Annotated in this window: 20 protein-coding genes and 1 pseudogene; 9 read left to right on the forward strand and 12 right to left on the reverse strand. The window is 62.1% G+C overall.

The window, feature by feature from the left end; genetic code table 11:
* Positions 1–108: 108 nt before the first annotated feature.
* The 3 genes from FJ930_RS25870 to FJ930_RS25880 all read right to left on the reverse strand — a co-directional run bounded on the left by FJ930_RS25870 (position 109) and on the right by FJ930_RS25880 (position 2,382).
* Positions 109–717 (reverse strand): transglutaminase-like cysteine peptidase, encoded by a 609-nt coding sequence (locus FJ930_RS25870; protein WP_141840651.1) that lies wholly within the window; start codon positions 715–717, stop codon positions 109–111.
* Positions 718–1,012: 295 nt separating this feature from the next.
* The gene (locus FJ930_RS25875) at positions 1,013–1,630 is read right to left on the reverse strand and encodes a PilZ domain-containing protein (RefSeq protein WP_141840652.1); all 618 of its coding nucleotides are present in this window, start codon (positions 1,628–1,630) and stop codon (positions 1,013–1,015) included.
* A 119-nt stretch (positions 1,631–1,749) separates the two neighbouring features.
* Positions 1,750–2,382 (reverse strand): PAS domain-containing protein, encoded by a 633-nt coding sequence (locus FJ930_RS25880; protein ID WP_140747372.1) that lies wholly within the window; start codon positions 2,380–2,382, stop codon positions 1,750–1,752.
* A 391-nt stretch (positions 2,383–2,773) separates the two neighbouring features.
* Between FJ930_RS25880 and FJ930_RS25885 the strand changes: the two genes are divergently transcribed.
* Both FJ930_RS25885 and FJ930_RS25890 read left to right on the forward strand, forming a co-directional pair.
* Complete coding sequence (locus tag FJ930_RS25885; RefSeq protein WP_141840653.1) at positions 2,774–3,529, forward strand: rhomboid family intramembrane serine protease; 756 nt, start codon at positions 2,774–2,776, stop codon at positions 3,527–3,529.
* A gap of 87 nt (positions 3,530–3,616) precedes the next feature.
* Positions 3,617–4,048 (forward strand): CBS domain-containing protein, encoded by a 432-nt coding sequence (locus FJ930_RS25890; RefSeq protein WP_140607483.1) that lies wholly within the window; start codon positions 3,617–3,619, stop codon positions 4,046–4,048.
* Positions 4,049–4,099: 51 nt separating this feature from the next.
* Here FJ930_RS25890 and FJ930_RS25895 read toward each other — a convergent pair.
* Positions 4,100–4,337, reverse strand: a pseudogene (locus FJ930_RS25895) (YjhX family toxin); the annotation flags it as partial.
* A 112-nt stretch (positions 4,338–4,449) separates the two neighbouring features.
* On the opposite strand from FJ930_RS25895, the gene gatB reads away from it, so the two are divergent.
* The 3 genes from gatB to FJ930_RS25910 all read left to right on the forward strand — a co-directional run bounded on the left by gatB (position 4,450) and on the right by FJ930_RS25910 (position 7,298).
* Positions 4,450–5,949, forward strand: a complete 1,500-nt coding sequence (gatB, locus tag FJ930_RS25900) for an Asp-tRNA(Asn)/Glu-tRNA(Gln) amidotransferase subunit GatB (RefSeq protein WP_141840654.1) — start codon at positions 4,450–4,452, stop codon at positions 5,947–5,949.
* Between the two features lie 5 nt (positions 5,950–5,954).
* Entirely contained in the window at positions 5,955–6,446 is a 492-nt protein-coding gene (locus tag FJ930_RS25905; protein WP_141840655.1) for a GNAT family N-acetyltransferase, read from the forward strand.
* Positions 6,447–6,599: 153 nt separating this feature from the next.
* On the forward strand, positions 6,600–7,298 hold the full coding sequence (locus tag FJ930_RS25910; RefSeq protein WP_141840656.1) for an AIM24 family protein: 699 nt from the start codon (positions 6,600–6,602) through the stop codon (positions 7,296–7,298).
* 142 nt (positions 7,299–7,440) lie between these two features.
* Here the strand turns inward: FJ930_RS25910 and panC are convergent, their stop codons facing one another.
* On the reverse strand, positions 7,441–8,298 hold the full coding sequence (gene panC / locus FJ930_RS25915; protein WP_141840657.1) for a pantoate--beta-alanine ligase: 858 nt from the start codon (positions 8,296–8,298) through the stop codon (positions 7,441–7,443).
* Positions 8,295–9,137, reverse strand: coding sequence for a 3-methyl-2-oxobutanoate hydroxymethyltransferase (gene panB / locus FJ930_RS25920; RefSeq protein WP_140747390.1), 843 nt, complete (start codon positions 9,135–9,137; stop codon positions 8,295–8,297). Before panB ends, panC begins: the two co-directional genes overlap by 4 nt.
* A gap of 227 nt (positions 9,138–9,364) precedes the next feature.
* Between panB and FJ930_RS25925 the strand changes: the two genes are divergently transcribed.
* From FJ930_RS25925 to FJ930_RS25935, 3 genes are all read left to right on the forward strand, one after another.
* Positions 9,365–9,763, forward strand: a complete 399-nt coding sequence (locus tag FJ930_RS25925; protein WP_140607477.1) for an NADH:ubiquinone oxidoreductase subunit NDUFA12 — start codon at positions 9,365–9,367, stop codon at positions 9,761–9,763.
* A 142-nt stretch (positions 9,764–9,905) separates the two neighbouring features.
* Positions 9,906–10,514, forward strand: coding sequence for a DUF2155 domain-containing protein (locus FJ930_RS25930; RefSeq protein ID WP_140747396.1), 609 nt, complete (start codon positions 9,906–9,908; stop codon positions 10,512–10,514).
* Between the two features lie 74 nt (positions 10,515–10,588).
* The gene (locus tag FJ930_RS25935) at positions 10,589–10,975 is read left to right on the forward strand and encodes a hypothetical protein (RefSeq protein ID WP_141840658.1); all 387 of its coding nucleotides are present in this window, start codon (positions 10,589–10,591) and stop codon (positions 10,973–10,975) included.
* Between the two features lie 10 nt (positions 10,976–10,985).
* On the opposite strand, the gene aat is transcribed toward FJ930_RS25935, so the two are convergent.
* From aat to FJ930_RS25965, 6 genes are all read right to left on the reverse strand, one after another.
* The gene (aat, locus tag FJ930_RS25940; protein ID WP_141840659.1) at positions 10,986–11,603 is read right to left on the reverse strand and encodes a leucyl/phenylalanyl-tRNA--protein transferase; all 618 of its coding nucleotides are present in this window, start codon (positions 11,601–11,603) and stop codon (positions 10,986–10,988) included.
* A gap of 12 nt (positions 11,604–11,615) precedes the next feature.
* Complete coding sequence (accC, locus tag FJ930_RS25945) at positions 11,616–12,959, reverse strand: acetyl-CoA carboxylase biotin carboxylase subunit (RefSeq protein WP_141840660.1); 1,344 nt, start codon at positions 12,957–12,959, stop codon at positions 11,616–11,618.
* Between the two features lie 10 nt (positions 12,960–12,969).
* On the reverse strand, positions 12,970–13,434 hold the full coding sequence (gene accB / locus FJ930_RS25950) for an acetyl-CoA carboxylase biotin carboxyl carrier protein (protein WP_140747405.1): 465 nt from the start codon (positions 13,432–13,434) through the stop codon (positions 12,970–12,972).
* Positions 13,435–13,460: 26 nt separating this feature from the next.
* Entirely contained in the window at positions 13,461–13,895 is a 435-nt protein-coding gene (aroQ, locus tag FJ930_RS25955) for a type II 3-dehydroquinate dehydratase (RefSeq protein ID WP_141840661.1), read from the reverse strand.
* 145 nt (positions 13,896–14,040) lie between these two features.
* Entirely contained in the window at positions 14,041–14,844 is an 804-nt protein-coding gene (locus FJ930_RS25960) for a DsbA family protein (protein WP_140747411.1), read from the reverse strand.
* A 73-nt stretch (positions 14,845–14,917) separates the two neighbouring features.
* Complete coding sequence (locus tag FJ930_RS25965) at positions 14,918–16,309, reverse strand: M48 family metallopeptidase (protein WP_141840662.1); 1,392 nt, start codon at positions 16,307–16,309, stop codon at positions 14,918–14,920.
* 145 nt (positions 16,310–16,454) lie between these two features.
* Between FJ930_RS25965 and FJ930_RS25970 the strand changes: the two genes are divergently transcribed.
* The gene (locus FJ930_RS25970; protein ID WP_141840663.1) at positions 16,455–17,603 is read left to right on the forward strand and encodes an aminotransferase class I/II-fold pyridoxal phosphate-dependent enzyme; all 1,149 of its coding nucleotides are present in this window, start codon (positions 16,455–16,457) and stop codon (positions 17,601–17,603) included.
* Positions 17,604–17,607 lie beyond the last annotated feature (4 nt).

The raw sequence follows: 17,607 nt of genomic DNA on the forward strand, positions 1-17,607 counted from the left end.
GGTGGGGACTCGACCGGGTTTCTCCTTAAGCGCGTCGCGTCAACGCGACGCGCTTGATCTCGGTTCATGCACGCCGCCGTCCCAAAGCCGCGGCCTGCATCCGCGTCCTTAGCGGACGCTGGCGACCGCGTCGGAGCGGCCGTCGTTGATCGTCACCCAAACGCCGGAATTCTCCGTCGATTGACGCTTGAGATAGGTGTAGTCGGTGTCCGTCCAGGACAGCACCTTGGTTTCAAGATTGTCGAGAATGAACTCACCAAGGCTGGTGCGCACGGTCAGCACGGCGTGGCCGTCGCCATTGGGCTGGCGCGCGACCGTCATCAGCAGGTCGCCGGCAGCCACGCCAACATCCATGAGTTCGCGGCGCTTTTCCAGCGCGTAATCCTCGCAATCGCCATAGCCATTATCCGGATAGGCCCAGTACTCCTCGACACCGTAGTTTTCCATGTCGGTGCGCGGCTTGATGCGGGTATTGACTGAATTGTTGATATTGACAATCGTCGCCCAGAGCTTGCGGGTCAGCTCGACCGGCGCTCCCTTTGGCGTCTTTTCGTTGCATTCGCCAGGGATGCGCTGGCAGAATTCATAATGGCCAACGGGCTGTGTGGTGCGGCCGCCGGTGTGCATATAGGCCGGTCCCGCGGCATATGCTGATCCCCAAGCGGAAAGCTGTATCGCCATTGCCATCAGCAACAGCTTGCCCCTCGTTCTTTTCATTTCTAGTCTCCCCGTTCGAAGGAGACATTGCCACAGGCGGATTTATTTGACGCAAAGGTGCGAAGTAGATTTTAAGTAAAACTCCTGTAGAATAAACATAAAATTTGAATCATTTGAGTATTGATTTGTTTGGATCCCGTCCGGCCCTTTAGATATGAGGCTTGCGCCATGCGCCACAGATGACGGGCTTGGGCTGTCCGAGCGGTTCTGGCGCTTGCGAGAAATTCAATGGCGTCGCCACAACAAAAAACCGGCCGCGAAGGCCGGTTTGATTGGGGCGTGCTGTCCGATCCGGTCAGGCGCGCGGCGTATTGAACTCGGAATCAAGCGTCTCGGGGCGCTGGATCACGGCGAACTCGATGGCGACGCCATCTTCGAAATGACGAACGACCTGGCCACGCATGGTGCCCAGCATGACCTGGACGCCGATCGCCGGCTTGACGTCGATCTCGATCGCGGCGCCGGACAAAGATAGGTCGATGATCCGGCACTGGTATTGACGGCCATCGGTGAGCTGCAGCACGCTGGTCGGGTTGCGCGGCGCCACGCGCTCGTGGCGGCGGTCTTCTGGCAGGTCAAGCTCGTGCTTGTTGGCAAGCCAGGTCAATTGCGCGGCAAGCTTGTCCTTCTTGCGGTCGGACGCAATGACGGTCATCGCGAAGCCGTCCTGCAGCGTACGGGTGACGACGCCCTCGATGCGGCCGATATGGTCGATATAGGCGATGACCTTTTCGCCCGGCATGCCGACGCGGTCGGTGCGAAGTGCAACGTTGCCGGGCGACATGTCGACGACCTGGCAAGGATGCTCGGTGCGGTCTTCCAGCATGAATCGCCCGTATATCTTGACCCGGACGCGCTGAAAGTTACGCCTTTCAGCTTGGGACGGCGTATAGTCGACCGCCGCTGACCTCATGACTGCCTACACCCCGTTTGGCATTCCCGCGCGTGGATGCGAGGAACTTCAGCAGAGAAGTACAACAAAGCGGGTTAACAAAGGGGAAAAACGGGCTGGCCGGACCGTAGGATCGTCAACTATTCCTCGCGCCCGCCATCGAAGACGACGAGATGGCGAATGCGGCGCGCGCGGCCGAGTGCCGAGATCGTTTCGGGCGCCTCGATGTCGTCGGGAACGAGCGAGGGAACGCTGATCGCCGGACGGTTGTTCAGGAGCTCCTTCTCCGGGTCGATGACGCGGATAGAATCGATCAGTGCGTCCGTGATCGGGTCGGCGCCCAGCCAGAATGGCTTCTCAGCAGCGCTGACCACGCCGAGGCAGCGCGGGTTTTCGACGCCGCCGTCAAGCGGCAAGGCAAGCAATTCGAACTTGTTGGAACGGTCGTTGCGGCTGAAGCCCTCGAACATGATCAGCACGGCGGATTTCTGTTCGAAAACCCCATGAATCAGCCGCGAGACCAGCCGCTGATCCTTCTCGCGCCACAATGACGGGAAGGAGAACCCCTTGAGTTCGCGGCCATAGCAGGCGCAGAGCCTGGTGCCGGCGAGGCGGAATACGGCTTGCCCGCGGGTGTCCCTTTCCAGGATGAACGTATCGGCCAACAGCGACTTGATATCGGCCGGCTCGACTTCCGATCGCTTCGGAGCAGGGCGCCCGTCACGCAGTCGGTTCCAATAATGGAACAGCGTGATCGATCCGTTTTGGTTCATGGCATGCTGCTCCGCGCATTCTGTCGTCTGATGTCCCATCGGTGAACAGAAGGGCGCCCTCCGATGACCTACATGCGTTGCGGAGCAGGAAGCGTGCCAGCGTCGTTAAGACTTGTTCACGGGTCGGGGCCGTTAAGGTTAACAAGTGGTTTACGTTGCGCCTGAGCGAGCCCTGTGGCACACCAAAACCACTCCAAAAGCGGTCGTTTCGTGACGATCGGCAGCACTTCAGTCAAGAGTTTCGGGGGAATAGGGGACTCGACCAGCCGTTCAAGGGAAACCTTGGACGGCTTCTTTTTTGATTCGCACCGGGACGATTCGCCGTTTGCGGTTCCATTGGCGGTGATCTAGATGCTCGCCAAGATCGAACCAGCACCGAGTGCGATTGCAGATGAGCGAACCGGTAAATCCTTCCGAGACCGAACAGGTCGAGAGCGCGCCTCCGCCGGCGCGCGAGCCGGTGTTCAACCTGCCGCCGATCGTGCTGGCGGTGATCGGCATTTGCGCGGTCGTCTATCTGCTGCAGCAGTACGTGCTCAGCGAGGCGCAGCAAATGATGCTGCTGTACGACGGGGCCTTCATCCCTGTCCTTTACACCGGGCAATACGGCTTCGACTGGTTCCTGTTCACCCGCCCCTTCACCTATGCCTTCATGCATGGCGGCTTTGCCCATATCGCCATCAACATGGTCTGGCTCGCCGCCTTTGGCTCGCCACTGGCCAATCGCCTTGGCGGGTTCCGGTTCGCCCTGTTCTTCGCTGTCACCGGCCTGGCTTCCGTGGCGCTGTTCTGGGCCATGCACCCCTATGGCGAGGCGCCGCTGGTGGGTGCATCTGGCGCCATATCGGGCATGATGGGTGCGGCGGCGCGTTTCGGCTTCCGCACCGACCGTTCGGCCGGCAAGGCGGCCTTCGCCGGTCCCGTGCTGCCGATCGCGGTTGTTTTGCGCTCGCGCGGCGTCGTGATCTTCCTCGCCATGTGGATGATCATCAATCTCGCCACTGGCCTGCTTGGCTTTGCCCCCGGGGTAGACGGCCAGATCGCCTGGGAGGCCCACATTGGCGGTTTTGTCGCCGGCTTCTTCGGCCTGCGCTGGTTCGACCGCCGATGGCAGGCGCTCGAGTGGGAAGCCTCCGACCACACTTGAAATGCAACCGATCACGGCGCACGATGTTCACTCTCAAGTGAAAGCCGGCCAGGGCAGGAACCGGTTGGCAAAGCAGAGGAGGACGCCATGACGGTTAAGGCCATTCTCGAGCAAAAAGGCCATGACGTGTTGACGCTCGGGCCAAACGAAAAACTCAGCGAAGCCATTCGCATCCTTACAGAACACAAGATCGGCGCACTGGTTATCACCAATGGCGATCGAAAGATCGTCGGCATTCTCTCCGAGCGTGACATCGTGCGGGTGATCGCCAAGGAAGGAGCCGCCGCGCTCGACATTGCGGTGCGCTCGGCCATGACGCCGAAGGTGAAGATCTGCAATGAGAACCACACCGTCAACGAGGTGATGGAGATCATGACCAGGGGCCGCTTCCGCCATCTGCCCGTGGAGAAGGACGGCCTGCTGGATGGCATCATATCCATCGGCGACGTGGTCAAGCGTCGCATCGAGGATGTCGAGCGCGAGGCTGAGGAAATACGCGCCTACATCGCCACCGCCTGAGCGGCGAAAGAAACCGCCGGTCGGAGGGCTGACCGGCGGAACCGATGGTCTACGCTTGTCGAGTTCGGAGCGGACGAGTTCCAGCCCGCGCCTTGGTGCGGTAGGGACCGCCGTCCGACGACGGAACCGTCTTGTTGCGTTTCCAGCTTCCGAAAAAGGTCGAGATCGACGCCGGCATAATGGCAGCCGTCACGGGTCAGGCATTTGACTGAGGTGATCCGTTTCTTCTGGTTCTTTCGATTTCAACGCGTCCGCTCCGTGCGAGCAGGTGGAGGATGCGCTGTCCCACAGCAGGGTTTGCGCTTGTCTCTTTTGGCGGTTTGCACTAGCGAAGCGGGTACGATTTGTACCTGCTGAATGTGCAGCGCATTCGGCATTCATCCGAAATTTGACGGCAGGCTATGAGCATCATCGATACCCGCACACCCGACGCAAAACGCCTGATATCAGGCGCCACCGGCGACTGGGAGATCATCATCGGCCTCGAGGTGCACGCGCAGGTCATTTCGGAGGCAAAACTTTTCTCTGGCGCTTCGACCGCTTTCGGTGCGGCACCCAATGCCAATGTCAGCCTGGTCGATGCGGCGATGCCGGGCATGCTGCCCGTGATCAACGAGGAATGCGTCAACCAGGCGATCCGCACCGGCCTCGGCCTGAAGGCGCAGATCAACCACAAGTCGGTCTTCGACCGGAAGAACTATTTTTACCCCGACCTGCCGCAGGGCTACCAGATCTCGCAGTTCAAGCAGCCGATCGTGGGCGAGGGCACGGTGATCGTCTCTGTCGGCCCTGACCGCCAGGGCGAATTCGAGGATATAGAGGTCGGCATCGAGCGGCTGCATCTGGAACAGGATGCCGGCAAGTCGATGCACGACCAGCACCCGACCATGTCCTATGTCGACCTCAATCGCTCCGGCGTCGCGCTGATGGAGATCGTGTCGAAGCCCGACATGCGCTCAGGCGACGAAGCCAAGGCCTATGTGACGAAGCTGCGCACCATCATGCGCTATCTCGGCACCTGCGACGGCAACATGGACGAAGGCTCGCTTCGTGCCGACGTCAACGTCTCGGTACGCCGGCCAGGGGGTGCCTTCGGCACGCGCTGCGAGATCAAGAACATGAACTCGATCCGCTTCATCGGCCAGGCCATCGATTATGAGGCGCGCCGCCAGATCGCCATTCTGGAGGACGGCGGCAAGATCGAACAGGAGACACGGCTGTTCGACGCCGTCAAAGGCGAGACCCGCTCGATGCGCTCCAAGGAAGAGGCGCACGACTACCGCTATTTCCCCGATCCCGATCTTCTGCCGCTGGAGTTCGACCAGGCCTATGTCGATGCGCTGGCCAGGGAACTGCCGGAACTGCCCGACGACAAGAAGGCGCGGTTGGTCTCCTCGCTCGGCCTGTCGACCTATGATGCCTCGATCCTGGTGTCGGAGAAGTCGATCGCCGATTATTTCGAGAAGGTGGCTGCCGGCCGCGACGGCAAGCTCGCCGCCAACTGGGTCATCAACGATCTGCTCGGACAATTGAACAAGGCCGGCAAGGACATTGAAAGCTCTCCGGTTTCGCCCGATCAGCTTGGTGCCGTCATCGACCTGATCAAGGATGGCACGATTTCCGGCAAGATCGCCAAGGACCTGTTCGAGATCGTCTGGAACGAGGGCGGCGATCCGCGCCAACTGGTCGAAAGCCGTGGCATGAAGCAGGTCACCGACACCGGCGCCATCGAGAAGGCGGTCGACGAGGTGATAGCGGCCAATCCGGACAAGGTCGAACAGGCGCGCGCCAAGCCGACCATGGCCGGCTGGTTCGTCGGTCAGGTGATGAAGGCAACCGGCGGCAAGGCCAACCCGCAGGCGGTCAACGACCTCGTCAAAGCCAAGCTCGGCATAGAGTAGCCGCCATGTTCGTGCGCACCGCCGGAGAGCGCGACCTCGGTGCCATCCGCGCGCTGCTGGTCGAAACCTGGCATGCGACCTACGATGCGATCTACGGTTCAGAACGGGTTACCGAGATCACCGGTAAATGGCATTCCATCGAGGTGCTAAGGTCCCGGCTGGCAAAGCCCAATGCGGAGTTCCTCGTTGCTGACGATGGCAAGCGCATTGGCGGCGTGGCTTTTGCCGAAGGTACGGACGGCGGCAAATTGGTAACCCTGAAGCAGCTTTACGTGCTGCCAAGCCTGCAGGGGCGCGGCATCGGCGGGATGCTGCTGGACGAGATTATCGAGAGCTTTCCTGAAGCCAGCGCCGTCAGCCTCGAGGTCGAGGAGCAGAACGCGCGAGCGATCGCCTTCTATGAAGCCAATGGCTTTGTGCGCTCAGCGCAGGCCGGTGAGCAGGGCGGTTCGTCCGGAAAGCCGACGCTTGTCTACCGCAGGGCTCTTGCCGTCTGATTTCATTTGTTTGCCCGCGGCCGGATCACCTTCGCGAGAGCGGTGCGCCCGAGACCCTGTTTTCGTTTGACGGCCCAAGCATCCGGCACCAAAGCTGACCCAACTGACCATGCGGAAGCCGGAATAAACCGGCCCTGGCCAGCGGGGGGAATTATGCCAAGCTTGCCGGAACTGATGCCGACACAGGTGTCGGACGAAACCTTTGGCGGCGTCACCTATCACATAGCGGGCGAACTTGTGCCCGTGCTTTCGGTCGATGTGACGCGCATGCCGGTTTATTTCGAGCACCACATCCTGTTGTGGAAGAACTCCAGCATCACCATCGGCCTGAAATCGCTTAAGGGCGCACTGAAGCGCATGATGGCCGGCATGCAGATTTTCGTCACCGAAGCATCGGGGCCGGGCATCATCGCCTTCAGCCGCGACGGGCCCGGTCACATCGTGCCGATCCACCTCAGGCGCGGCGAGGAAATCCAGGTGCGCGAACATCAGTTTCTCGCCGCCACCGGCAACATCGACTATACATTCGAGCGTGTACGAGGCTTGGCGACGATGCTGTTCGGCCAGAGCGGCTTCTTCATCGACCGGTTTCGCGGCGATACCGGCGACGGCATCGTCTGGCTGCACGGTTACGGCAACGTCTTTGAAAAGACGCTCGCACCGGGCGAGACCATCGACATCGAGCCGGGCGGCTGGCTGTTCAAGGATGCCTCGGTCAGGATGGAAACCAAGATCGACCGCCTGTCGAGCGGCTTCTTCGGCGCCAACATGAACTTCATCGTCAATCGCTTCACCGGCCCGGGCCGCGTCGGCATCCAGTCGATGTACCTGCATATGCCGACCGAGGAATAGATCCAGAGAGCAGGGTAGGGATAGGGAAAGGGAAAGGCCGAGGTCAGCGTGAGCGCAGCGCGGCAGCGACAGTTCGCGTATCGGCAAATTCGGGTCTCATTTTGCGCATGCCGATTCGCGAACCGGATCGAGAGGCTGAAATTCACACTCGGGCGGCGGGAACTGCCACATTGTCGATCAGCCTGGTTTTTCCCAGCCAGGCGGCGGCGAGAACGCGGCCCGCGCGGTCGTGCCGCCATGGCGCGAGTGTCAGGCTTTCGCGGGCCTCGACATAGTCGACCTTCCGGAAACCGGTGGCGATCAAGGCGCGGATGGCTTCAGCGATCGCGTCGTCCTGACCGGCATCCGTCGCCAGCGCCGCTGCGGCCTTGCGCAGGATCACGTTGAACTTCCGGGCGGTCTGGAGTTCGTCCTCGCCGAGATAGGCGTTACGTGACGACATGGCGAGGCCATGCGTGTCGCGTATGGTCGGCGCGCCGATGACCTCGACAGGCAGGTCCAGGTCGCGGCAGAGCTGCCTGACGACGCAGAGCTGCTGGTAATCCTTTTCGCCGAAGACCGCATAGTCGGGCGTGGCCTGCAGAAAGAGTTTGGCCACCACGGTGGCGACGCCCTCGAAAAAGGTGGGGCGAAAGTCTGATTCGAGCCCGGCGGATGGGCCGCCGACCGAGATCCTGGTGGCAAAGCCGGCAGGATACATCGCGTCAACCGTCGGTGTGAAGGCAAGATCGGCCTTGACCATTGCCAGCAGGTCCAGATCGCGGGCGAGCTGGCGCGGGTATTTGTCGAGATCCTCGCTCGGCGCGAACTGCGCCGGGTTGACGAAGATCGACACCAGGCAACGCTCGGCTTTTTCCCTTGCGATCCGGATCAGGGAGAGATGTCCGTCATGCAACGCGCCCATGGTTGGCACCATGGCGACGCGCAGGCCATCGCGCCGCCAGTCGCGGACCCGCGCGCGAAGCGCGGCGACGCTGTCGACGACGTCAGGCCGGTTCATGCCTCATCTCCGCCGTTCGTGCTCGAAAAGATGTGGGAGGGGCCGGGGAATGTCCGGCTTCGCACCTCCGATGCGTAGCGCTGCGCGGCCTGCGCGATCACGCTACGCAGATCGGCGTATTCCTTGACGAATTTCGGCACGCGGTCGACCGTCAGCCCGACCATGTCGTCGATCACCAGGATCTGGCCGTCGCAGTCGCTGCTGGCGCCGATGCCGATGGTCGGTATGGCGATGCGGCGTGTGATATCGGCGGCGACAGCCTCGATCGTGCCTTCGATGACCACGGAGAACGCTCCGGCCTTTTCGACCGCGAGCGCGTCGGCGATCAGTGCCGCGACATTCTCATCCGTGCGGCCCTTGATCTTGTAGCCGCCATCCTTTTCCACGGATTGCGGCAGCAGGCCGATATGACCCATCACGGGAATGCCGGCGGCGACGATCGCCGCGATCTGCCCGGCCATGCCGACGCCACCTTCGAGCTTCACCGCCTGGCAGCCGGTCTCGCCAACGATGCGCCGCGCCGAGACGACCGCCCGCGCCGGCGAATCCTCATAGGTCCCGGCCGGCATGTCGACAACCACGCAAGCCCTGGCAGAGCCCCGCATCACGGCTTGACCGTGCGCGATCATCATCTCGAGCGAGGCGCCCAGTGTCGTCTCATGGCCATGCAGAACCATGGCGACGCTGTCACCGACCAGAAGCAGGTCGACATGGGGGTCGAGCAGGCGAGCGACGGGGTAGGTGTAGGCTGTGAGGCAGACCAAGGGCGTGCCGCCCTTGCGGCGACGAATCAGCTCCGCGCCGATGCGAACGTCGGTGGTCGGCAATTGCGTGGCCAATCGTCACCTCCTTCGGCCGGTGGCCGGATGAATACCCGCATCGGCGCTGAGCTTTAGAAAGAGCGGAAAGGCTTGGCAAGCGGGCATCCTGCCGCCTGCAGGGATCACAGGCCCGTGTCGGGCCTCTGGCGCGCCATTTGCGCACTCCCGGCGGCAAAACCCTTGCCTTCGCGAAGGCCTGACGCCATAAGCAGGAAATAGGCGCCGCCAGCGCGAAGGGTTCCGAAATGAAGACTTTCCTGACGCAGTTTTTCACTTGGTGGAACAGCCAGACGCTGGGGACGCGCCTGCACACCTGGCGGTTCGGCAAGAAAGTCGGCCAGGACGAGACCGGCAATGTCTATTACGAGGGCGGCATCGATTCGGAAGGCCGCACGCGCCGCTGGGTCATCTACCGCAACTATTCGGAAGCCTCGGCGATCCCGCCCGGCTGGCATGGCTGGATCCATCACCGGGTCGATACGGCACCCCCGAGCGACAATTACAAGCCGCGCGACTGGCAGAAGCCGCATGAGCCCAATCTGACCGGTACGCCGGCGGCCTATCGCCCGAAGGGCTCGGTGCTGACCAACCAACATCGCCCGCAGGTCACGGGCGACTACGACGCCTGGACGCCCGGGTCGTAACGGCCCCGGCTTGTGACGGCGCAAAGATTCAGGCCGGTCCTTTATCGCCACAATTGGTGTTTAGCTGCTTGCTGATCAGAAAACGGCGATTAGCCTTGGCGATCGACGAAATCACCTGGGCGCGAACCTCCGGTACCCCTGTATGAGTTTTTTCAACCTGATATCGACGGGCGGTCTCACGCTAGCCGCCAGCCTTGCCGTCAGCACCGCGGCCTTTGCGGCATCGCCCGCGCCGGTTGCACCCGCTGCACCCGCGCCGGCGCCGCCCGCGGGATCCGATCGCATCACCAATCCCGTCGCCGAGTTCGCCGGCATCGACAAGATCACCGGCCGCATCATCACCTTCGATGTCTACATCAATGAGACGGTGCAGTTCGGCGCTTTGCAGGTGACGCCGCGCGTCTGCTATTCCCGGCCGCAGAACGAGGAGCCGAAGACCGATTCCTTCGTCGAGGTCGACGAGATCACGCTCGACCGCAAGATCCGCCGCATCTTCACCGGCTGGATGTTTGCCGAAAGCCCGGGTCTCAATGCCGTCGAACATGCCGTCTATGACGTCTGGTTGAAGGAATGCAAGCAGAAGTCGGATGTGCCGGCGCCAGACGCCACCAAGGCTGACGCCACCAAGGCCGACGCTTCGAAGCCGGCCGCGGCCAAGCCCAAACCCGCTTCGGCCAAGCCGAAGCCGGTGGCCACTCCGGACGTGGAACAGTCCGACCCCATGGAACCGGATACGACCACGACCAACTGATCCTCCGGAACCGTCGCGGCCACCACGCGTTGGACCACGACGACCGCGCATCGGTGCGCGTGGAGGATATTCCGATGTCAGACAGCAAGCGGCTTACGGCCAACAAGGCGGAATTGCTGGAACTCGAAAAGGGGTTCTGGACAGGCGATGCGGCCTACTACGCGGCCAATGCGGACACCGAGTGCCTTGTGGCGTTCCCGCAGATGGCGCAGGCCATGGATAACGCCGATCTGGCCAAGACCGCGTCGAAGCCCAACCGGTGGCGCAGTCTGGACATCGAGCTCAAAGGAATAATCGAACCCGGCAGCGACATCGTCATGCTGACTTATGAGGCCCATGCGACGCGCGAGAATGGCGAGCCCTACGCAGCGCTGGTCAGCACCGGCTACGTCCATCGCGTCAACGGCTGGAAGATGATGTTCCATTCGCAAACGCCGCTGGAATCCGCCGCAGTGAAGTAAGGCAGATCCTTTACGGGAAAAAGACCGCTTCGCCCTTCAGAGCCTCCGCCAGCATCTTCTCATACTTGCCGCGCGGCACGTCGACCGCGCCGAAGCGCTTGAGGTGCTCGGTGGTGAATTGCGTGTCAAGCAGCGCGAAACCGCGTGACTTCAGGCGTTCGACAAGGTGGACGAGGCAGATCTTCGACGCATCTGTCTCCTTGGAAAACATGCTTTCGCCGAAGAACACCCGTCCGAGCGAGACGCCATAGAGGCCGCCGACCAGCCGCTCATCGCGCCAGGCCTCGACCGAATGGCAATGACCCATGCGGTGCAGTTGCACATAGGCCTCGCGGATCGGCGCATTGATCCAGGTCGAGCGACGCTCCTCGCGCTTTTCGGCACAGCCGTCGATCGTCGCCTCGAAATCGAAGTCGAAGCGAATGTCGAACGGGTTCCTGCGAATCGCCTTCTTCAGGCTTTTGGGTATATGAAAATCATCGAGCGGTATGATACCGCGCGTCTCCGGCCGCACCCAGAACACCTCCGGATCACCGGCGCTTTCGGCCATCGGGAAGACGCCCGAGGCGTAGGCCTTGAGCAGAAGGTCGGTGGGTATGCGATAGCCAGGCGCGTAAGGACGGGTCATCGCGTCCCCGAACTATTCTTCCTTGGCCAGATATTTTTCCAGCCAATGGATGTCATAGTCGCCATTGGCGATGTCGGCATTGCCGACCAGATCGCGAAACAGCGGCAATGTCGTCTTGATGCCGTCGACGACGAATTCATCGAGCGCCCGGCGCAGGCGCATCATGCACTCGACGCGATTGCGCCCATGCACGATCAGCTTGCCGATCAGGCTGTCGTAGTAAGGCGGGATCTTGTAGCCGGAATACACGCCGGAATCGACGCGGATGCCGAGACCCCCAGGTGTATGGAAATGGGTGATGGTGCCGGGCGAGGGGGTGAAGGTGCGCGGATCCTCGGCATTGATGCGGCATTCGATGGCGTGGCCATTGAACTTGATGTCTTCCTGCTTGACCGAAAGTCCGCCGCCGGAAGCAACGCGGATCTGCTCGTGCACGAGATCGATGCCGGTGATCGCTTCCGTCACCGGATGCTCGACCTGCAGGCGTGTGTTCATCTCGATGAAATAGAACTCGCCGTTCTCGTAGAGGAATTCGATCGTGCCGGCACCGGAATAGCCGAGATCGGCGATGGCCTTGGCGCAGATGCCGCCGATTCGGGACCGCTCCTCGGCATTGAGCGCTGGCGAATTAGCCTCTTCCCAGATTTTCTGGTGACGCCGTTGCAGCGAACAATCGCGCTCGCCGAAATGCACGCCGCGGCCAAAGCCGTCGCCGAACACCTGCACTTCGATGTGGCGCGGCTTCTGCAGGTATTTCTCGATATAGACGGCGTCGTCGCCGAAGGCGGCGCCCGCTTCCGAGCGCGCAGTCTGCAAGGCGACTTCGAGGTCGGCCTCGCTGTGGGCCACCTTCATGCCGCGTCCGCCGCCACCGGCCGATGCCTTGATGATCACGGGGTAGCCGATCTCGGCGGCGATCCGCTTGGCTTCCTTGTCCTCGCTCACCGCGCCATCGGAACCGGGCACGACCGGAATGCCGAGGCGCTTGGCGGTACGTTTGGCCTCGATCTTGTCGCCCATGATGCGGATATGGTCGCCAGACGGGCCGATGAAGGTGATGTTATGCGCGGCCAGGATATCGGCGAACTTGGCGTTTTCGGACAGGAAGCCGTAGCCCGGATGCACGGCATCGGCGCCGGTGATCTCGCAGGCCGCGACGATCTGGTGGATGTTGAGATAGCTGTCGCGCGATGGCGGCGGGCCAATGCACACGCTCTCGTCGGCAAGCCGCACATGCATGGCGTCGGCGTCGGCGGTCGAATGCACCACCACCGTTTGGATGCCGAGTTCCTTGCAGGCGCGGAGCACCCGAAGCGCTATTTCGCCGCGATTGGCGATGAGGATCTTCTGGAACATCCGGCCAGCTCTATTCGATCACGACGAGCGGCATGCCGTACTCGACCGGCTGCGCGTCCTCGAACAGGATCGCCGTCACCGTGCCGGCGCGCGGCGAGGGGATCTGGTTCATCGTCTTCATCGCTTCGATGATGAGCAGCGTCTGGCCTTCCTTGACCTTCTGGCCGATCTCGATGAACGCCTTGGCGTCCGGCGATGGCGCCAGGTAGGCGGTGCCGACCATCGGCGAGGCCACCGCGTTCTTCGATACGTCGACCGCTGCCGCCGGGGCGGCCGCGGTGGCAGGCTGGCCGGCGGCCGCCGGCGCATAGGTGGGCTGGGGTGCGGCAATCGCGTGGACGGCAGGTGCCTGCCGTGACACGCGCACCTTCAGGTCGCCCAGTTCAACCTCGATCTCGGTCAGGTTGGTGTCGTTCAGTATACCCGCAAGATCGCGGATAAGCTGCTGGTCAACACCGGTCTTCTTTATCGACATTTTCGAGCCTTCTGTTTGTTGGCCGGTCATAGGCGTGCGGCCAGCGCCTGCAGCGCCAGCGTGTAGCCGAGCGGCCCAAAACCACAGATCATGCCGACGGCGACCGGCGCGACCATGGAGACATGGCGGAATGATTCCCGCGCGTGGATGTTGGAAAGATGAACTTCGGCGACCGGCAATGGCGCCACCGAACGAATAGCGTCGTGGATCGCGATCGATGTATGGCTGTAGGCGCCCGGGTTGATGACGATGCCGGCAGCCTTGTCGCCGGCTTCCTGGATCCAGTCGACAAGGTCGCCCTCGTGGTTCGACTGGCGGAAATCGATCTCAAGCCCGAGCGATATGCCCGCCTGCTTGCAGTCGTCGGCGATCGCGGCAAGCGTCTTGCCGCCATAGATGCCCGGCTCGCGCTTGCCGAGCGCGTTGAGATTGGGACCGTTCAGGACGAAAACCGTTTTCAAAAAAGCCGACCTTTTCCGGCGCCGGTATCAAACCGCCGCGCTGGCTCTCTATAATGGGCATAGCCGCCCGCGAAAAGAGCGCAAGTGCGTTCTTTCACTGTCCACAACAGGCGGAAATGCGACCGTGAGCAAAACCCGCGGCGGATCAAAGCGCGGCTTTCGCCGCCTCGATCTTTTCCGCAAGCACTTGCTGACCAAGAGCTCCGAACACGACCTCGTTGCCGACGACATAGGACGGCGTTCCGGTGATCGACAGCTTGTTGGCGAGATCATAGGTCTTGGAGAAGGCCTCGGGGATCGACGGGTCCTTCATCTTCTCGCGCAATGTCGCCTCGTCGGCGCCGAGCGAAAGCGCGATCTTGATCGCGGTCGCCTCGGTGGCGCGTCCCTGGCCGCCAAGCAGCGCGTTGTGGAACTCGCCGTACTTTTCCGGCATCATCAGGTGAAACGCCATCGAAACGAAGCTCGCCTTCTGCGAATCCGGGCCGAGGATCGGGAATTCCTTGAGCACGAAGCGCAGATCCGGATCGGTTTTGGTCAGCGCCCGCATGTCCTCGATGGCGCGTTTGCAGAAACCGCAATTGTAGTCGTAGAACTCGACGATCGTCACTTTGCCGTTCGGATTGCCGACGACGCCGTCGAAGGCGGAGTTGAAGATCTGATCCTTGGCGTCCTTGATGACGCCAAGATGAGCGATGCGCTGCTCTTCCTTCTGTTTGGCCTCGAGCGCGTCCTGCACCTCGAGCAGCACTTCCGGGTTCTTCAAGAGGTAGTCGCGGATGATTCCTTCGACCTCGGTGCGATCGATCTTGGTATCGGCCACAGTCGCCTGGACAGGCTGTGCCGTGCCGGCCTTCGCGATCTGTGGGCTGCCGGCCACGAAACCGAAAGCCAGCATGGCAAGGGCTACAGCGATCCCCGTGGTGCCCAGCAGCAGTGCCTTTTTCATCGTTTTCGTTCCTTTTTGCCTGTTTCCCGGTCCGGCTGTGTCGCAGCGCGTGGCCGGAAGGTTCATGAGATTACTAGATCTTGCCTGACGATTTGTAATTTATGATGTCCTGGGCGCGTATCCAGCGCGGCTCGCCGTGCTTCATCCGCTGCTGCGCCCGCATGGCGAAGATCTTCGCGTCCTTGTAGTTGCCGGAATAGAAATGACCTTCGGCCGTGGCAAGCTCGGCGCCCGGTATGTCTCCCAATTCGCCGTACGCCTGCGCCAGATAACGGTACCCCTCGGAATTTTCCTTGTCGCGACCCAGACCATTGTTGATCTGCACGACAGCCTTCTTGAGCGAGTCAGGTGTACCGACGGCCATCAGCGCCTGGCCAAGCGAGACAGGCAGCAGGCCGGACCGCGCCGGATCGAGGCTGACCGCCTTGGCGTAGGCGTCCGCCGCTTCCCCGGGCTTGTTCGCCTTCATCAGTATGTCGCCGCGCAATTCCTGGAAGTAGGCATTCTTGGGCTGCGCCTTGATCAGGGCGTTGGTCTTGACGAGCGCTGCGGGAAGGTTGCCGTAAAGGTAGGTCGACTGGGCATCGCCATATTGCGCGGCCAGGCTGCCCCGCATCTTTTGCATCAGCCGCGCCGCGGCGGCCTGGCCACCCATGTAGACGGCGATCTTCACCCGTATCATGTCGTGGCGCTGCTGCAGCGCCGGCGGATCGAGCTTGTCGACGTTGGGGCTCTGTTTGACCAGCACTTGGAGGTTGGCGATTCGCTCTTGCGGCATCGGATGGCTGATCCGGTAGGGATCGATCTGGGCGCCCGACAACGACAAGGCCGTCTGGAAGCGGGCAAAGGTCTTCAGCATGCCCATGCCGGACTGACCGGTGGCATTGAGATAGGTGATCGCGGAGCGGTCGGCCGTGATCTCCTCGGTGCGCTGGTAGGCAAGGATGCTGCGCTGGGCCATCTCGCCGCCGCCGGCGGCGACGCCCATGCCGGCGCCGGCAAGACCGCGGCTATTCGTGGTCGCACCGGCGACGATCGCGCCGGCACCAAGCAACGTCGCGATGACGGCCATCGTCTTGGCGCGCTCGAGCTGGTCACGCAATTTCTGCTGGTGACCGCCGGCCAAATGGCCGGCTTCGTGCGCGATGACGCCAATGATTTCGTTGGGCGTCTCAGCCATCATCAGCGCGCCGGTGTTGATGAACATCCGGCGTCCGGTGACGAAGGCGTTGAAGCTGGAATCGTTGACCAGCACGATGTCTATGCCATCATTCGCCAATCCGGCAGCCCTGAAGATCGGCCGTGCGTAATCGCGTACCAGAGCCTCGATCTCGGCATCACGTATCACAGGTACGCCCTGGGCAAAGGCGGTGACCGAACTCGCCACGGCAACGGCGAAGCCGAGCGAAAGCGTGGCAACGACACGCGCTGCCTGGGCTATCGTCGGTCTGGGTCGGCTCAACATAACGTGTCCACTGGTAGACGAGCGGGCGAAAGATGAAAAGTCGGCACCGGAAACTTCCTCAACTTGTGATCCTCACATCAATCGGGCATTTGTGCGGCGCATGCGTCAGGGGCATGGCATCCTCAATCATCGGGGCAGGGATAAAATGGTCGTTTCACTCTCACGCCGCGGCAATGTCGAGCCATTCCACGCCATGGATGTGCTGGCCGAAGCGAACCGGCTGAAGGCCCAAGGCGTGCCGGTGATTTCCATGGCGGTCGGCCAGCCGTCCGACCCGGCGCCCGCACGCGTTCGCGCCGCGGCGGCCAAGGCCCTGGAGGATGGCCGCATAGGCTACACCGACACGCTGGGTCTGGCCGGTCTGCGCAAAGCGATCGCGGAGCACTACGCCGATCATTATGGGCTCGATGTCGATCCTGGCCGGATCGCGGTGACGACGGGATCGTCGGCGGCCTTCAATCTCGCCTTCCTGGCGATGTTCGATCCGGGCGACCGCGTCGCCATCGCCGCGCCCGGCTACCCCGCCTATCGTAACATCATGGCGGCGCTAGGCATCGACGTGGTCGAGATCGAACTCGGCGATGAGGCTTACTTGCATGCCGGTCATCTGGAGGCCGCGCACCGCGAAAAGCCACTGAAGGGCGTGCTGTTTGCAAGTCCTGCCAATCCGACCGGCGCGGTCATACCGGCCGACGAGCTGTCGGCGCTGATCAGGACGGCGGAGGCCCTGGGGATCGCTGTCATCTCCGATGAAATCTACCATCGGCTGGCCTACGCCGCGCCTGACACGACGGCGCTTCGCTACAGCAACAGCGTGACGGTGATCAATTCCTTCTCGAAATACTATTGCATGACCGGCTGGCGCATCGGTTGGATGGTCTTGCCGGAAGAGTTGGTGCGGCCCGTCGAGCGCATCGCCCAGAGCCTCTACATCTCGCCGCCGGAACTGTCGCAGATCGCGGCGATCGAGGCTTTTGCCGCAACCGAGGAACTGGAAGCGGTGAAGGGTCGCTACGCCTGGAATCGCGAGCTCCTGATGAAACGTCTGCCCGAACTCGGTTTCCCGCTGGCCGCGCCCATGGATGGCGCCTTCTACGCTTTTTGCGATGTCACCCGGCACACCAATGACAGCATGGCCTTCGCGCGCAGGATGCTGGCCGAGGCGCATGTGGCGGCGACGCCGGGCCGTGACTTCGACACCCAGGCAGGGCACCGCACGATGCGGTTTTCCTATGCCGGCAGCCACGACGACATGGTCGAGGCGCTGGCGCGCATCGAACGCTGGTTGAGGTAGCGTC

The sequence above is a fragment of the Mesorhizobium sp. B2-4-15 genome (assembly GCF_006658505.1).
Taxonomy (GTDB): domain Bacteria; phylum Pseudomonadota; class Alphaproteobacteria; order Rhizobiales; family Rhizobiaceae; genus Mesorhizobium.

Excerpts from the sequence above, each read along its gene's own strand:
- FJ930_RS25870 (WP_141840651.1), bottom strand. The coding sequence starts at position 717 with ATGAAAAGAACGAGGGGCAAGCTGTTGCTGATGGCAATGGCGATACAG.
- FJ930_RS25875 (WP_141840652.1), bottom strand. The coding sequence starts at position 1,630 with ATGAGGTCAGCGGCGGTCGACTATACGCCGTCCCAAGCTGAAAGGCGT.
- FJ930_RS25880 (WP_140747372.1), bottom strand. The coding sequence starts at position 2,382 with ATGAACCAAAACGGATCGATCACGCTGTTCCATTATTGGAACCGACTG.
- FJ930_RS25885 (WP_141840653.1), top strand. The coding sequence starts at position 2,774 with ATGAGCGAACCGGTAAATCCTTCCGAGACCGAACAGGTCGAGAGCGCG.
- FJ930_RS25890 (WP_140607483.1), top strand. The coding sequence starts at position 3,617 with ATGACGGTTAAGGCCATTCTCGAGCAAAAAGGCCATGACGTGTTGACG.
- gatB (WP_141840654.1), top strand. The coding sequence starts at position 4,450 with ATGAGCATCATCGATACCCGCACACCCGACGCAAAACGCCTGATATCA.
- FJ930_RS25905 (WP_141840655.1), top strand. The coding sequence starts at position 5,955 with ATGTTCGTGCGCACCGCCGGAGAGCGCGACCTCGGTGCCATCCGCGCG.
- FJ930_RS25910 (WP_141840656.1), top strand. The coding sequence starts at position 6,600 with ATGCCAAGCTTGCCGGAACTGATGCCGACACAGGTGTCGGACGAAACC.
- panC (WP_141840657.1), bottom strand. The coding sequence starts at position 8,298 with ATGAACCGGCCTGACGTCGTCGACAGCGTCGCCGCGCTTCGCGCGCGG.
- FJ930_RS25925 (WP_140607477.1), top strand. The coding sequence starts at position 9,365 with ATGAAGACTTTCCTGACGCAGTTTTTCACTTGGTGGAACAGCCAGACG.
- FJ930_RS25930 (WP_140747396.1), top strand. The coding sequence starts at position 9,906 with ATGAGTTTTTTCAACCTGATATCGACGGGCGGTCTCACGCTAGCCGCC.
- FJ930_RS25935 (WP_141840658.1), top strand. The coding sequence starts at position 10,589 with ATGTCAGACAGCAAGCGGCTTACGGCCAACAAGGCGGAATTGCTGGAA.
- aat (WP_141840659.1), bottom strand. The coding sequence starts at position 11,603 with ATGACCCGTCCTTACGCGCCTGGCTATCGCATACCCACCGACCTTCTG.
- accC (WP_141840660.1), bottom strand. The coding sequence starts at position 12,959 with ATGTTCCAGAAGATCCTCATCGCCAATCGCGGCGAAATAGCGCTTCGG.
- accB (WP_140747405.1), bottom strand. The coding sequence starts at position 13,434 with ATGTCGATAAAGAAGACCGGTGTTGACCAGCAGCTTATCCGCGATCTT.
- FJ930_RS25960 (WP_140747411.1), bottom strand. The coding sequence starts at position 14,844 with ATGAAAAAGGCACTGCTGCTGGGCACCACGGGGATCGCTGTAGCCCTT.
- FJ930_RS25965 (WP_141840662.1), bottom strand. The coding sequence starts at position 16,309 with ATGTTGAGCCGACCCAGACCGACGATAGCCCAGGCAGCGCGTGTCGTT.
- FJ930_RS25970 (WP_141840663.1), top strand. The coding sequence starts at position 16,455 with ATGGTCGTTTCACTCTCACGCCGCGGCAATGTCGAGCCATTCCACGCC.